Source organism: Paenibacillus aceris, assembly GCF_017874035.1.
In the GTDB taxonomy this organism is placed as follows: domain Bacteria; phylum Bacillota; class Bacilli; order Paenibacillales; family NBRC-103111; genus Paenibacillus_E; species Paenibacillus_E aceris.
The window spans coordinates 71,159-86,404 of sequence record NZ_JAGGKV010000012.1 but is presented as its reverse complement, the minus strand read 5'-3'; the positions used below and the strand labels follow the sequence as shown (position 1 = coordinate 86,404).

General features: G+C 50.1%; 12 protein-coding genes. 4 read left to right on the top strand and 8 right to left on the bottom strand.

The window, feature by feature from the left end; all coding sequences use genetic code 11:
* Positions 1 to 7 precede the first annotated feature (7 nt).
* From J2Z65_RS21115 to J2Z65_RS21095, 5 genes are all read right to left on the bottom strand, one after another.
* Positions 8 to 868 carry an ABC transporter permease gene (locus tag J2Z65_RS21115; RefSeq protein ID WP_420850751.1) on the bottom strand — a complete coding sequence of 287 codons (861 nt, stop codon included), beginning with the start codon at positions 866 to 868 and terminating at the stop codon, positions 8 to 10.
* Positions 869 to 1,322: 454 nt separating this feature from the next.
* Complete coding sequence (locus J2Z65_RS21110) at positions 1,323 to 2,348, bottom strand: ABC transporter substrate-binding protein (protein WP_167051772.1); 1,026 nt, start codon at positions 2,346 to 2,348, stop codon at positions 1,323 to 1,325.
* A gap of 16 nt (positions 2,349 to 2,364) precedes the next feature.
* Complete coding sequence (locus tag J2Z65_RS21105; RefSeq protein ID WP_167051770.1) at positions 2,365 to 3,129, bottom strand: ABC transporter permease; 765 nt, start codon at positions 3,127 to 3,129, stop codon at positions 2,365 to 2,367.
* Positions 3,062 to 3,901, bottom strand: a complete 840-nt coding sequence (locus tag J2Z65_RS21100) for an ABC transporter ATP-binding protein (RefSeq protein WP_167051768.1) — start codon at positions 3,899 to 3,901, stop codon at positions 3,062 to 3,064. The genes J2Z65_RS21105 and J2Z65_RS21100 overlap by 68 nt, the downstream gene beginning before the upstream one ends.
* A gap of 42 nt (positions 3,902 to 3,943) precedes the next feature.
* Entirely contained in the window at positions 3,944 to 5,191 is a 1,248-nt protein-coding gene (locus J2Z65_RS21095; protein WP_167051766.1) for a DUF445 domain-containing protein, read from the bottom strand.
* Between the two features lie 165 nt (positions 5,192 to 5,356).
* Between J2Z65_RS21095 and J2Z65_RS21090 the strand changes: the two genes are divergently transcribed.
* A complete protein-coding gene (locus J2Z65_RS21090; RefSeq protein ID WP_167051764.1) occupies positions 5,357 to 6,184 on the top strand; it encodes a DUF2935 domain-containing protein in 828 nt (275 codons plus the stop codon).
* A gap of 350 nt (positions 6,185 to 6,534) precedes the next feature.
* Here J2Z65_RS21090 and J2Z65_RS21085 read toward each other — a convergent pair whose 3' ends face one another.
* On the bottom strand, positions 6,535 to 7,215 hold the full coding sequence (locus J2Z65_RS21085) for an HD domain-containing protein (protein ID WP_167051762.1): 681 nt from the start codon (positions 7,213 to 7,215) through the stop codon (positions 6,535 to 6,537).
* Positions 7,212 to 8,243, bottom strand: coding sequence for a TrmB family transcriptional regulator (locus J2Z65_RS21080; RefSeq protein ID WP_167051760.1), 1,032 nt, complete (start codon positions 8,241 to 8,243; stop codon positions 7,212 to 7,214). Before J2Z65_RS21080 ends, J2Z65_RS21085 begins: the two co-directional genes overlap by 4 nt.
* 244 nt (positions 8,244 to 8,487) lie before the next feature.
* Between J2Z65_RS21080 and J2Z65_RS21075 the strand changes: the two genes are divergently transcribed.
* Positions 8,488 to 8,940, top strand: a complete 453-nt coding sequence (locus tag J2Z65_RS21075; RefSeq protein ID WP_167051758.1) for a flavodoxin — start codon at positions 8,488 to 8,490, stop codon at positions 8,938 to 8,940.
* A 385-nt stretch (positions 8,941 to 9,325) separates the two neighbouring features.
* On the opposite strand, the gene J2Z65_RS21070 is transcribed toward J2Z65_RS21075, so the two are convergent.
* Positions 9,326 to 10,012 (bottom strand): MgtC/SapB family protein, encoded by a 687-nt coding sequence (locus J2Z65_RS21070; protein WP_167051756.1) that lies wholly within the window; start codon positions 10,010 to 10,012, stop codon positions 9,326 to 9,328.
* A gap of 697 nt (positions 10,013 to 10,709) precedes the next feature.
* On the opposite strand from J2Z65_RS21070, the gene J2Z65_RS21065 reads away from it, so the two are divergent.
* Together J2Z65_RS21065 and J2Z65_RS21060 are read left to right on the top strand one after the other, a co-directional pair.
* On the top strand, positions 10,710 to 12,017 hold the full coding sequence (locus J2Z65_RS21065; protein ID WP_167051754.1) for an efflux RND transporter periplasmic adaptor subunit: 1,308 nt from the start codon (positions 10,710 to 10,712) through the stop codon (positions 12,015 to 12,017).
* Positions 12,018 to 12,062: 45 nt separating this feature from the next.
* Complete coding sequence (locus J2Z65_RS21060; RefSeq protein ID WP_167051752.1) at positions 12,063 to 15,179, top strand: efflux RND transporter permease subunit; 3,117 nt, start codon at positions 12,063 to 12,065, stop codon at positions 15,177 to 15,179.
* Positions 15,180 to 15,246 lie beyond the last annotated feature (67 nt).

The following is a 15,246-nucleotide window of genomic DNA, read 5'->3' as shown; positions in this document are numbered from 1 at the left end:
GGTATCGTTACCATATCGACTCGTCAAAAAACTTTTTGGAAGCCCGGTTAGCAGCCACAACAAGCAATAATCCAATCACGCCCTGCATCAAACCAACAGCCGTCGCATAGCCGTATTGCCCGTTTTGAAGTCCTACACGAATAATATATGTATCAAGAATATCTGCCAGCTCCATGTTACCCGGTGTTCTCATGAGATAGATTTGATCGAATCCCGCCTGCAGAATGTTACCCAGCGATAATATAAACAGAATGGAAATCGTTAAGCGAATGCCTGGCAAGGTGACGTGCCAAATTTCATGCCATTTATTAGCGCCATCTATCTTGGCAGCCTCATGCAGTTCAGGATTAATGCCGGCAATAGCGGCCAAATAGATGATTGAATCCCACCCGATACTTTGCCAAATATGGCTTCCGAACATGAGCGGATAAAAGTACTTGCTTTCCATCATGAAAAAGGTGCTTCCGTCTCCACCGAAAAAACGGATCGCCTCGTTAAGCAGCCCTGTATCGGGAGCTAGTACCCGCTGCATCAGACCGATGACGATTACCCAAGAAAGGAAGTGCGGCAAATACGAAATGCTTTGGGTGATGCCCCGAAATCTCCGATGTCTAATCTCATTAAACATTAACGCGAGGAGGATCGGAAAAGGCAGTCCCAGGAAAACTTTGATACTGCTAATAATCAGTGTGTTTTTTATTAACTTCGCGCTTTGATAGTCGTTAAAAAATGCTTTGAAATACATGAGTCCCACCCAAGGACTGCCAAGTATCCCTTTGTTAAACTGATAATTCTTAAAGGCTAGCATTAGCCCACCCATGGGGATATACGAAAAAATAATGAAAAATACAATACAGGGAAGGAGCATGAGATACAAATGCTTGTGCTGCCGTATTCGTTTTCCCAGATCAGCATTTCTCTTCTTCACCGCAGTACCGACGCTGGCTTGCGGCAGATTCGTTTCCATGTCATGACCACCTTCCTATGGTGTTCTCATCCCATTCTGGTATCGATTCCAGATTGCCTTGAAAAAAAATCCTCATGTCGAGGATGGGTAAGTAAGCGTTTTCTGGAATCGCTTCCATATGGAATGTTTTCAGTATAGTGGCATTTATTGTATTTGGCAACATCTTTTTTGAGATACCCATATGCATGGCAAATCTCGCTGCGCGCACGGCTTTTACCCATGAGACGGTCTTTTCGGACGTCTCACTGCATTTCCAGGCCATCTCGGCTTCCGAGAGGGCCTTTTGCTCAGGCTCGGCGCGCTACGTTGAAAAAGCCTGTACCCATCCGGATTCGGATCGACACAGGCTTCTGTCTTACTTCCCTTTTTTCACTTCTTCTAGCATGGATAGATCAACGAACTTACTAAGATCAAGTTCCTCTTCCTTAATGCCCTTAATATATCGGGCAGCGATAGAAACTCTCGCCATCTCCTCCATCACCTTCACATCAACATCGGTAGTGAGCCTCAAACGGCTGAGCGAGGCTTTGATCAAGCCTTTGTCCATCCCTTTGCCGCTGTACTGCTTCAACTGGTTATTGATGAGCTCGTAGGCTTGCTCCGGATTGTTCTGGATGAACGCGATGCCGTCCATGTTCGCTTTGATCGCGCCCTTCACGATATCCCTGTGGCGCTCAATGAGCTTATCGCTCGCCACCATAATCACCGTAGGGTAATCACCGTGATTCGGCGGAATTGCCTGCCAATCAACCACAACCTTGCCAAGTCCGGCCCTCTCAATCTGTGTTCCCCATGGCTCGGGGACGAGCGCCGCATCAATTTCCTTCTGACGGAAGGAAATGAGCGCATCCGACGGAGAGCGCACGATGAGATGCGCGCTTCCTGCTCCGCGTCCCAGCGAGATGCCTTCCTGCTGCAGCAGCATGCGGAGGGAAATCTCGTTCGTATTCCCTTTGGACGGAATCGCAATCGTTTTATCGACTAAATCCTTAACGCCGTTAATTCCCGCGCCATTCCTGGCGACAAGCACCGCACCGCCGTTATTGGAGCCGGAGACAACGCGATAGTTCCCGCTTTTCAGAAAGAACGTTGTGGCAGGACCGGGACCGACAAAACCAACATCGATATCCCCCGTGGCCATCGCAATCGATAAGTCGGATCCGTTATCGAAAGCCGTGACTTCAATCTTCACGTCATTGCCCCACTCCCGGGCAAAATACCCATTCTCTAGCGCGATATAGGCTGCGGCATGCGTGACATTTTTAAATACACCAACCCTGACCACCTGAGGCTTGCCGGAAGCAGTGAGCTTCTCTTCACAGGCGCTTAGCATCGTAACAACAAACAAAAGCAGCAGCAGCATCCATGCTTTTTTTCTCATGCGACTCGCTCCCTGCTTAAGATTTGGAGCCGGCGAGGCCATAGCGCTCCAGCACTTTATCTTCTAGTTTCTTAAAGCAGAAGTGGTCAGAGACCGTACCCAGCACTGCAATAATAATAACGATGCACAGCATGAGCGAGGTATCGCCTAGATTGCGGCCATCCTGCAGCAGCTGACCGAGTCCAGCCCCTTTGGCGATCAGTTCCCCGGCAACCAGGGCGCGCCAAGCGAAAGCCCATGCCGTGCGAACACCGTTGATGAGATGCGGGAAAGCCGCAGGAATCATGATTTGCACAAACAGCCTAAACCCGTTGCCCGTTCCCATCGTCTGCGCAGCGCGCAAGTAAATCGGCGGGATGTTCTTGATCCCGGTGCGGCTCGCGAGAGCCATCGTCCAGGTTGCGCCCAGCGTCGTAATGAAAATAACCGAAGATTCGTTAAGACCGAACCAAATAATAGCAAAAGGCAGCCAAGCAATACTCGGAATCGTTTGCAGGGATACAACCAAAAACCCAAGCGTATCATCAAGCAGACGGTAGCGCGCGAATAAGAAGCCTAACGTTGTCCCGATCGCAAGCGAAAGTGCGAAGGAAACCAATAAACGGAGCATACTGGCTAGTGTCGCTGCCACCAGCTCGCCGTGCACCAATCCGTCGTAAAAAGCTTGCAAAGTTTGGGTCGGCGAAGGAAATTTCCATCCCCAATCAAACAGCCTAAATCCCGCCTCCCAAGCTATCAGAAGCAGTACCAGAAAAATCGTTCTTCTTAATGCGGTACTCATCGCCCGTCTCCTCCCTTACCACCTTCTCGAGTTCATCCGCCAGCGCGTCCATCGCCGCATTCTCCACGTGATGCAGCAAAGGATCTGCGATATCCCGAGGTCTTGCTGCCTGTACGGTGAACTCCTTCTTAATGGTGCCGGGACGTGTGGACATCACAACGACACGATCCGACAGGATCACCGCTTCCCGGATGTTATGGGTAATGAAGAGAATCGTTTTACGCGTACGCATCCAAATTTCTTCCAATTCCTTGTGTAAAATAAGACGAGTCTGCTCATCCAGCGCTGCAAACGGCTCATCCATGAGCAAAATCTCAGGGTCCATCGCAAGTGCTCGTGCAATGGCCGCCCGCTGCTTCATACCGCCGGAAAGCTCATGCGGGTAGCGGTCCGCGAAGCGGCTGAGATGCACCGCTTTGATCTGCTCCATCGCGAGGTCATGGCGCTCTTTTTTGGGGATGCCCTTCTGCTTGAGACCGAAGGCCACATTATCCAGCACGGTCAACCATGGGAACAGGCCGTGCTCCTGAAACACGACCACGCGGTCAGCCCCAGCTCCGGTCACCTTTTTCCCATTCACCTCAATCGTGCCTTCGCTTTGCGTATCGAAGCCTGCGACCAGGTTCAGCACCGTTGATTTTCCGCAGCCAGACGGCCCGAGCACGGAGACGAACTCCCCTTTTTTTATCGTTAATGTGATATTGTCAAGCGCCTTGTAGTTGCCGCCGATTCGCTGCACGAACGTCTTGCTGACTCCTTTAATCTCGATCAAAATGCTTCCCCTCCACTCGGGCGTATCCCGTCGTCGTTCACTTTAAAACAGCATCTTTAACCCTGCCAAGCCAAGCCCGATGATAAATCCGCAGATCGCGCCGTTGACACGAATCCACTGCAAGTCCTTGCCAATCTTATCTTCCATGAGCTGAGTCAGCTTCTCGTTGTCGAATTTATCCAGGTTTTCCTTGACGAGTTGACCGATTTTGCTGTGATTTTTCTCCAAATACGAAGCGAACTGCTCTTGCACCCAGCTCTCGCCGCGCTGCAGATAAGCTTCGTTTGCTTTTACAGACGCAAGCACGTTCCGAATCACCGGAACCACGTACACGGGCACGAAATCGGGCCGCTCTACGAAGTCCTCAGCCTTGGCCTTCAACCGTATCAGCATTCCTGAAAGCTTAGCGTCCAGATCGAACATGTCTGGCAGCTTTGTTTTTAACGCGTCCAGCTCAGCCAGAAGCTTAGGATTTCTTTCCAGCTTGTTCAACTCATTACGGATGAAGGAAAGCACGGCCTCTCTACGCGGATGCTGCTTCATACGCATTTGCTCAATGTAGGAAAGCAAGAAGTTCTGGATGATGCCCCCGATCTTCTCCTCATTGACCATCCCGATGAACGCGTTCACGGCAAAGGCCATGAAGCCATTGGACTGAAGCCCCTCGAAAGCTTTGAGTGCCATCGCCCCAAGCTGATCGCGCGTCTCCGCTTTAAAAGCCCAAGCTTCCACTTTATCTAGGACAAAATCAAACGTTTTGCCTTCATAGCCGCCATCCATAACCGTGTCTACAAGCGCGCGAACAAGGCGGCTCGTATCAAGATCCTGGAGCGCTTTATTAATCTCCTCCGCCAGCAGAGGTGTTAATTTTTCAAGATCAATGGCATTCAACGCTTGTTTGGCAAGCGCGCCAAGGCCTTTGTGAAGCGCCTCGCTGTCTAGATGGCTTTCCGCCAGCTCCAGCCCTTTTTCGAGAAAGCGAATTTGCTGCAAGCGGGCACGGATCGTTTCTTTGGAAAGCAGCTCATTTTCGACCGTGGAGACAAGGGCTCTCGTTATTTTCTCGCGATTCTTCGGCAGCAGCGCCGTATGCGGAATCGGAATGCCCATCGGGTGACGGAACAAAGCGCTAACCGCAAACCAATCCGCCAATCCGCCTACAACCCCGGCTTCAAAACCGCCTTGCAGAAATCCTCCCCACACCGTGGAAGCTACAGGAAGTGTAGCCAAAAAGCCTGCTCCCATCACACCTAAGGAAACCGTCGCTATATACTTTGCTTCTTTTTTCATCGTCATAACATCTCTTTCCACTCGATTTTCAACAACTATTCGTTCTATTTTACCACAAAATCCGACGAAAGCTGTTCTCGAACCCGAATCAATGGAATACACATCGGTATGTGTAGTATCGGCAGGGCTTGGCACGAAGTTAAGAGACCTAGGAGGAACCTTTCCATGAGCCTAAATGAGACCATCACACCCTGGCAGGAACACTTGTTTTGGGTCGAAATCTTACAGGATCACGCCATATTTGTGGACGAGGCGCTTGCGAATGAAGAGGTGCAGTGGATTGCCATCGCCAAGCGATACATTGCGGCATTCTCCGAACTGCGGAATCGTATTTTGAGAACAGATCCGTCACTGCCGGTCTCTTCGGAAACGATGATTCAGCTTTCTAAAGAAATATACCCCGTAGCGCACGGTTATTATCAGTTTGAGGGCTATTTGCAGCATTTACGGATTGAAAATAAAATCGTCGTCTCGCTGACGCCCGTCTATTTCAACGGGACATTATTGGAGAACGGCGAGTACCTCCGGATTTTGCATGCTTGGATGAACGGTGTGCCGTATGAGCCCCTGCCGCTTGTTGCACTGATGGAAATGTGGATGGAAGATCAATTAGGTCATACCGTGCTTCTGGGCAATCATTTGGACCCTACGGAAATGGAGCTGCTTAAAAGCACACAGCAGTACGCGCAGCAATTCAGCTCACATATCGTTAAAAACACCGCCATACGCGGCTTCCTCCGTTTCACGGCACCAGGTTTTGCCGTCCAGCAAAAGTTTGCCAGACAAGTTGCCGTGACCGTCATCGGCTTCTATCATGTCGTTGAAGAGGTCATTCGGGAATATCAACATACTGAGCTGCTCAGCCGTTTGACCCTGCGGTTCCTGGAGCATCATTTGCCCGAAACATGCTATTTCTTGCGCAAGCTGGCTGAATATAATGTGGAGATTCTCGGCTTGCCGAATTGTCCGCTGACGAAGCCGTCTTTTGAGTGAGTAGGGGGACCTAACGTGCTACAAACACCAGGAGGTTCGTTGTACTTTATGCAACAATTGTACAATATAGAGGGGCGATGGAGCTGGTTTGAGACATCAGGTTGTACATTATGCAACGTAGAAAGACCGTCAGGCGTTCGCAGTTCGCCTAGACGGTCTTCTCTTTCTTGCGAATCCAGGGCGCGCGTTGTATCGTCGCTGCATGGCGGCCCTAACATGCCCCCACTGAAATGCGCCTAGTGAAATTAACAGGAAAACATCCCGTTAATTTCTGCATTTGCCGATAGCGGGATCCAATTATCAGCCCAAAGTCGGTATCGCACGAGTCCCGTACCTGCCGCGGCCAAAAATTACCGCTCGCCTTCCCACTCCGCGTAAAACTGCTCGAGGTACTGCTCCATGAAGCGGTGCCGCTCCTCCGCCAGCTGGCGGGCGTAAGCGGTATTCATCAGCTCCTTCAGCTTGAGGAGCTTCTCGTAGAAGTGATTAATCGCGGTGTCGTTCCCCGCGCGATACTCCGCTTCCGTCAGGTGCTCACGCGCCGTGACGGAAGGATCATGAATCGGGCGGCCTTTCCAGCCCGAGTAGGCGAAGACGCGCGAGATGCCCACCGCGCCAATTGCGTCCAGCCGGTCGGCATCCTGCACGACCTGGCCTTCCAGCGTGCGCATAGGCGGACGCGCGCCGCCTTTGAACGACATCGTGCTGATGATCTCCAGCACGTGATCCACCGCAGCCGCCGGCGTGCCGCTGGCGGCCAACCATGCTTCCAGCTCGCGCTGCGCGGCGGCTGGATCGGCGTTCAGCTTCTCGTCGACGACGTCGTGAAGCAGCGCCGCAAGCTCGCAGACGAAAGCGTCGGCGCCCTCTTGGGCGGCGATGCGCTTCGTCGTCTGCACGACGCGATAGATGTGCCACCAATCGTGGCCGCTGCTATCGCGTTCCAGCTTTTCCTTCACGAGCGCCTCCGCCGCGAGTAAGATGTGCGCTTGCTGTTCCCTCGTCAAGTATTCCTCGTCACGCTGCGTCATTTCTTCTTCTTCCTCTTTCCTTCACCGGATTTGCTTTCATTCGACTTTTCTTCGCTAGCTTTGCCAGCTCTGGGCTTTTCTTCGTTTGACTTACTTTCGTTTTTACCTTCCTGTAACTTACCTTCTCCGTTCTTACTTTCCTGGGACTCGCCCTCTCCGTTCTTATTTTCCTGCGGCTTACCTTCTCCGCTTTTACTTTCCAACGACTTCCCAACATCGTCCAGCTGATTACCCTTCTCTTTTCCTTCCGTGTACTTCTGGATAATCTTTTTGAAATTTTTTCCATATTTATCTTCCAGCTTTGCGCCCATATCTTGCTGCAGCTCGTGGATCACCACATCGCGCCAAAAGCTGTTCAGTAGCAGCTCCACCATCGCAGGATGCTCCGTCAACATCGCGAGTGTAGGCTCATCGCCGCCCCGCGTGCCCACAATCGCCAGCTTGCGGTCGATAAGCAGCGTAAACTTCCGCCCTTTGCGCTCGCTCCACGCCGCATCACGCTTATGCGGGAACTGATGCACCCCGCCCGGCAGCGCCGCATCGCCAATCGTTGAAACAAGCAGACGCACGCCTCGCGCCGGCACCTGCCGCAGCTCTTCCTTCAGCAGCTGCGCTTCCTGCGCCCACAGGTCACAGAGCGCCTCCTCCTTCGCCTTCCGCAGCTCCGTGCGGATGCGATCGAGGACCTTGACGTCGCCTTCCAAGCTGAAGTACTCCGAACGGTGCGCATCCTGCTTTGGCATGTGCTCTTTCACATAGCGGATCGACGCCTGCAGCTCCGCTTCCACACGCTCGCCGATCTCCTCAATCGGCACGCTTTGGTAATGCGTTGGCTCACCGTGGCTGGTGAGCACCGCGCCCTTCTCCGCTAGCTTCTGCAGCGCGGAGTAGACGTTAGAACGCGAAACGCCAAGCTCCTTGGCGATTTCGTAGCCCGTCTGTGTGCCGCATTCAGCAAGCACATGCAGGCACTTGGCTTCCAGCTCAGTGAAGCCTAGGTTTTTCAAATGCAGATGAATATCCTCCATGCCAGTTCCCCTTTTCTGCAGGCCGTGTTAAGTTCATTTTTCGATATTGTATCATGATTTCTTCCTCAAAGTCGTATAGTCCTTCCCGGCTGCGTTTTCGATCGAAAACAATTTATTCTCACTGGATTCTCAATTATATATTGACAATGATAATCATTATCACATAATATGAAGTTGGTTACTAGCACCGAGACGTTAACAAGATGACTACATACCTATAAAACCATTTTGTGGAGGGAACACCATGCCAAAAATTATTATTGTGTACGCCAGCATGTCAGGAAATACGGAAGAAATTGCTGATGAAATCGCAACGGGTATCCGTAAGGCAGGCATTGAGCCCGTTGTAAAATCCGTTATGGATGCAAGCGGCATTGAATTGCAAAACTACGATGGCATTCTGTTAGGAGCTTACACGTGGGGTGACGGCGATCTGCCAGACGAATTCGAGGATTTCTATGATGAATTAGAAGATCTGGATCTGAAAGGCCGTAAATCCGGCGCATTCGGTTCTGCCGACTCCTCGTATACACACTTCGGCGCTGCCGTGGATACGATCGAGGCTAGACTTGCCGAGCTCGGTACGGAGAAAGTGTTTGACGGTTTGAAAATTGAATTTAATCCGACGAGCGAGCAAAAGAAATTATGCCGCGAGCTAGGTGCAAAATTCGCTGCTGCTGTCGCTATTACGGCCTAAAACTGTTGGCGGGCTTTGGCTTTTCGCTGAGCTCGCTTCTTATGGATGCAATGCTGTGCGCACCTCTTTGCTTCGTACTCGCAACATTGCAGCGGCTAGCCATACAAAAACCCCCCACCTAAGTTGCATTTTATACAATCATATAGCTCAAATTAAGGTCCGTCTCAGCCTCTCGTTGTACATTGTGCAACCATTTTAGCAGAATTCGCCTTTTCCCGGCCATTTGGGCGATAACGTTGTATTTTGTACAACGAACTACCCTGCAGACAGCAAAAGTCCACTCTCTCGTTGTACAAAATGCAACGAAGTTCCCACGCAGCCCTTTCAGGCCCCAAACAAAAAGGATCGGAACGCAGCACTAGGCCGCTGCTCCAATCCCTATCTTCTACAACGTTTCCACTTCGGCAAATTCAATGTACGCCATGCTCTTTAACTCATCATATACTTCCGAAGCATACTTGCGGTCAATGAACACGATGAAGTTAAGCTCCTGCAGCTCGTGATTCAGCTCTTTGATGTGTACGCTTTTCATTTTGTACCCTCTGGCAATAATGTCCTTGATAATAGTCGTTAAATTGCCCTCATGCGACACGACGAGCCTGACGCGCAAATCCTTCATCAACAGCGGTCTTGGCCCTCTTTTTTTAATATAGTAAGGCAAAACAACGACACTCACCATAATCAGCAGTAATCCAAAAAACGCTTCGACAATAAACCCAGCACCAATGGCAATCCCAAGCCCAGCCGCTCCCCAGATCATCGCCGCCGTCGTTAATCCGATAATGACATCATTATGCTTCCGAAGAATAGCTCCTGCGCCAAGAAATCCGATCCCGCTGACTACCTGCGCCGCAAGCCGCATAGGATCCATGACGTGCAGCCCTGGTACCGCATATTTATTCGCTGATTCAATAGACACAATCGTCAGCAAGCAACTACTTAGACAAATGACCAAAGAAGTTTTTAGTCCAAGTGGCTTATTTCTGATTTCCCGTTCCAGACCAATGATTAAACCGAAAATAGCTGCGATTCCTAATTTCATTAAATCATGCACATCTACAGACAGCATCATCGTTGTTGTCTCCCCTATGTCGGATTGAATTAAAAGTTAGCCTTTACAATATATTAACATTTTTAAAATGTAAATAACGATATGTTATTTACCATGTTTTATGAGTATAACCAAAAAAGCCAGTCCAGAGTTAGCGCTCTGTCCAAGTCTTATAGTTTTCTATAGCATTATGCACCTATTTCTTTACTTCGCTTCCGCAGTAATTATGAAAACAGTACCAACTAGTAAGATTCCTTGACGAATCAACGAGTGCTCCGAACTCGCTTCTCCCCTAAATTTCTACAGTAACCCCATTTAAATTTTTTAAAAATCCATTAAAACAAGTTCTTTTACTATTTCCTCTCTCACCCCCAAGCAGATTCATTCGAACTCCTATCAATGTCTTCTCATATCCTGATTCCTACCATTTAATATGCTATTTCTATCGTCTGAATAAAGGTCTAGTAAATACCATTTTTTCGCTAGCCATCGCGAAAGAATAAATGACCACTAACCCAAAATAAATATTGACCAAAAGTCATTTCATTGCTATAAATGTACTTATATAATGTTAATAAACAAACCAGGCAGGCTATTTCACGGGTTTTGGTTAAACATTGTTACTCGTTCAAACCGATCGAAAAAAGTTGACCATAAGTCATACTTAAGTTATATCTGATCTTATATAAAGTTAATTAATAACTAGGGAGGCTCAATCATGGAGCGTGAGGGAAACATGGCTACTCGTTTGAATCGAAAGAAAGATGATCTTGTGAGGACAACCGGAAAATTCGTATCGCACAAAACGGGTTTACTATTAATCTTGACCGCCATTGCACTCGCAGGCTGCTCTAATGAAGCGCAATTATCTTCCGCGACAACTGCCGAGCAGACGGCCGGGGTAACGAGCAAGCCTGTGAAAACGGCTGCGGTTACCACACAAGCATGGGCAGGTGCCAAGACACTCACTGCCGATGTGATTCCTTCGCTGGAGTTGAATGTCGTGCTGAAGGCGGATGGCGATGTGAAGTCCGTGCTGAAAAAACGCGGGGAACAAGTTCAAAAAGATGATGTGATCATCGAGCTGGATAATAAAGATTTGCTTCGCCAGAAACAAAAACTGCTTTATGCCAGGGCCAGTCTTGAAGAACAGTTATCCAAGGCCAAAAAGGATTGGGATGACGGCATTCTGGAATTAACCAACAATATTGCCATAACCCAGCAATCCTTGGACGATGCAACGAAGCAATATAACCGGGTTCTAAATGACTATGACACCGGGCAGGCAACGAAAGAACAGAAAGAGCAATTGGAATCTCAAGTCAAACCGTTGAAACTCAATCTTCAAACGTTGCAACAGAAACTTCAGACGCTCCAAAACACCCAACCGCTAGCCGCCATCCAATACCAATTGCAGGCTAACGATATTGATCTGCAGGATGCTGATGTCAACCTGTCCTACTTTGAAGTCAAGGCACCTGCGTCTGGACTTTTGACCGAAATGCCTATTGAGGAAGGAATGACGCTTGCCAGAGGACAAAAAGTCGGCGTCGTGCAGCGTCAATCGCCGATCAAAATCCGCGCCGAAGTAACGGAAGCGGACTTGCCGCTCGTGCAGGGCAAGCAGAGCCTGTCGTTTCACACCTCGGATTCCCCAGATACATATGAGGGAAAAGTGACTTATTTGGCGAACACGGCCAACACTCAGACGAAAACGTACTCCCTGGAACTTGAAGCCGCGAACGAAAACGGTCGCCTCAAACCCGGAATGCGCGTACAGCTTCTACTAGCTGGAGGCGGAGAACAGCAAGTTATCTCCGTGCCGACGGACAGCATTCTGCGCGAAGATGGCGAGCCTTATGTATTCATTTTGAATGGAGACCATGCCGAAAAAAGGACAATCAAGCTCGGCCGCAGCAAGGATGACATGACTGAAATCACACAAGGACTTAAGGCAGGCGAGACACTGATCGTCTCCGGTCAGTACCAACTTAAACATATGGAGAAAGTAGCGCCCGGCCAGTAGTTTCGGTTTTCTAGCCGGAACAGCTGGACAGAAGGAGGAATCCGCTTGATTGCCAAACTGATCAAATACCAAAAAATTACCCTGCTTTTCTTTGTCGTTCTCGTGCTGCTGGGCGCCTTCAGCTTTTTATCGTTAAGCCAGCGCGAAAATCCGGAAATTACCGTATCCATGGCTACAGTAAAGACGATCTATCCCGGAGCATCGCCGGAGAAGGTCGAGCAGCTTGTCACCAAGCCGCTGGAAGAAGAAATTAGAAAGATGGAGTCGATCAAATCGATCGATTCGACTTCTTCCACCAACGTGTCCTTCATTACTGTCGAGATGCAGCCTGGGGTCGATAACGAGCGGGCATGGGATACGCTCAGACAAAAGGTGCAGTCAGCGCAAGGCAAGCTGCCCGCAGAGGCGTATCAGCCGGAAATCAATGACGATCTGGCCAAGACATCGGCGCAAATCATTCATTTGATTGTGGAAAGCCCTTCTGAGCTAGAGTCTTTGCGGCCCATTTCTGAAACATGGAAGGATCAATTGCGCACGGTTGCCGGCGTCAGCGATGTTGAAATTGTTGGACTTCCCGATCAGGAAGTGAAGGTGATTATGAACAAGGAGAAGCTTGAAAGCTTGCAGCTTCCTTGGCCGCTGGTTATGCAGGCGCTCACAACCGCTCACGACCGTACGCCGATCGGGAACGTGGTTGCCAATAATAATAACACTTACGTTCAATTAACAGGCGAATGGAAGTCCGCCAAAGATATTGCCGATACGGTCGTTTACCGACCTTCAGGGCAAGGCAATTCACTGAGCATCAAAGATGTCGCAGAGGTTAAAATTGGCCCCCAGAAAACGGAGGAGGAGGTTTTATATCAAGGCAAACCCGCTGTCGACGTCGTCATTTATCCGGCCAAAGGACAAAATATTCCTTCTTTGCAAGCAGGAATTGACGTCAAGGTTTCCGAGCTGCAGTCTCAGCTCCCCTCGCATGTAACGATGGTATCGTTGTTTACGCAAAAGGAAAATGTCGACCATCTGTTTGCCGATTTGTCGCGTGAAATGCTGATCGGGATGGCTGCGGTACTCGTTGTCTGCATCTTGGGGCTCGCATTCGGAACGTCCATTATTGTCGCGCTCGCGATTCCAGTTTCCATCGCACTCGGCTTCCTCCCGATCGGTATGACGTCCATCGATCTCAATCAGATTTCCATCGTCGCGCTGGTCATTGTACTTGGGATTCTTGTCGATGATGCCATTGTCGTTAACGATAATATCGAACGCAGATTGTCTCTGGGCGATTCTCCTCTGGACGCCTCGCTGAAAGGCAGCCAGGAAGTTGCGATTTCAATTCTTACCGCAACGATCGCTACAGCGGCCGCTTTTTTCCCGCTGTTTTTCTTAAAAGGCAACATCGGGGACTTTATCAAGCCGATCCCCGTCGTCGTCAGCTTGACTTTAGCTGCGTCAATGGCAATGTCGTTAACCATCATTCCGATTTTCCGTAAATGGAGCAGCGAACGCAGTCTCCGCAAAGGAGTCTCCGCCCAGAATAAGCTGCCTGGACTTTTGGGAAAACCCATTTGGCTCCTAAGCGAGTACTACGAAAAGCTCATCCGCCGGCTGCTGCGAAAACCGCTGTTAACCGGAATGATAGGCCTCGTCATCGGCACGGCCAGCTATGGGCTTTTGCCGCTGCTGGGTGTTCAGTACTTTCCGAGTGCGGAACGAAGCGAATTTTTGCTTGATGTGAAAATGCCCGTAAGCGCCGACTATAAGCAAACCGCCGATATGATGAAAAGTTTATCGGTTTGGGCGGCTAAACAGGATGGGGTTCAATCCGTTTCCGCCTACGCCGGAAGGACAACACCCAAGTTTTACTATGCGGAAACCGATTCTGTCGGAACAAGAATAGGCCAATTATACGTCAAGGTCGACGAATCCCGATCCCATACAGGCAAGCTTGTATCCGACTGGCGAGAGCAGCTCAAGCACATATATCCGGACATCGAGTTGCTGCCCAGAGAGCTGGAACAAGGCCCTCCTGTCGGAGCGCCGATTGCCGTTCGAATCAGCGGCCCGGACTTAAATGAACTAACATCGCTCTCCAAACAGTTGCAAACGATGCTGAAGAGCATCCCGGGCACCACCAACGTCTCCGACAGCGTCGGTGATGAAACCTTTACCATGGATCTGCAGCTCGATCAGGAGAAAGCGCGTTATTACGGCGTCACCGAGAAGGACTTGTCGGGAACCGCCCGACTCGCAACCGACGGGATTGAAGTTTCCAAGCTGCAACTGGGCAGCGAAGATATTCCCGTCACCTTGTTCAGCGAGGCAAACCAAACGCCTTCCAATGAAACGATAGGAGAACTGCTCGTTCCTTCGCAATCCGGGCAGCTGTACCCGGTCAAGCAGTTCATCAATGTGCAGAGCGACCGCATGATCACCTCCGTGCAGCATCGCAATCTGGTACGAACGATCACGGTAAGAGCTTACACGGACGGAAGATTGCCTGCCGATATTGTCGCCGAGCTGCAACAGCAAGTAAGCAAACTGCAAAAGCCAAACGCCTACACGATTGAATTTGCAGGCGAGAACGCTGACCGGAACGATGCTTTCTCCTCCATCGGCAAGCTTTCGATTGTGGTTGTATGCCTTATTTTCATCATTATTGCGATCCAGTTCTATTCATTGTCCATACCGTTCCTAGTCATGATGACCGTTTATCTGGCCATGGGGGGCGCTCTAATTGGTTTATTCGTAACTGGTGCGCCAATCGGATTCATGGCGCTTATGGGCTTTGTCAGTCTGGCCGGGATTGTCGTGCGCAACGGCATCGTGTTGGTAGAGTTTATTGAAGACGCCAGACATCACGGCATGGAATTGTACGATGCCATTGCCGAATCCGGCCGTGCGCGACTCCGGCCCATTCTGATGACGTCCGCTACCGCAATCAGCGGCCTGCTGCCCATGGCGATTATGGGAGGCAGCTTATGGCGACCGATGGCGGTCGTCATTATATCAGGGCTTATTGTCTCCACGATACTTACGCTCATTATCGTCCCATCCTTCTATCTACGGCTGGCCTTGTGGAGGGATAAACGCAAGCTGAAGCGGAATGCGGCGGCAGTGACAAATCTCCCGGCCCATGGCGAAACAACTTCTCTATAGATTCCCTGACAACCGATCATAGCGGGCAAAAAAGCCTGGAAAAGTGCTGCATCGCACTCTTCCAGGC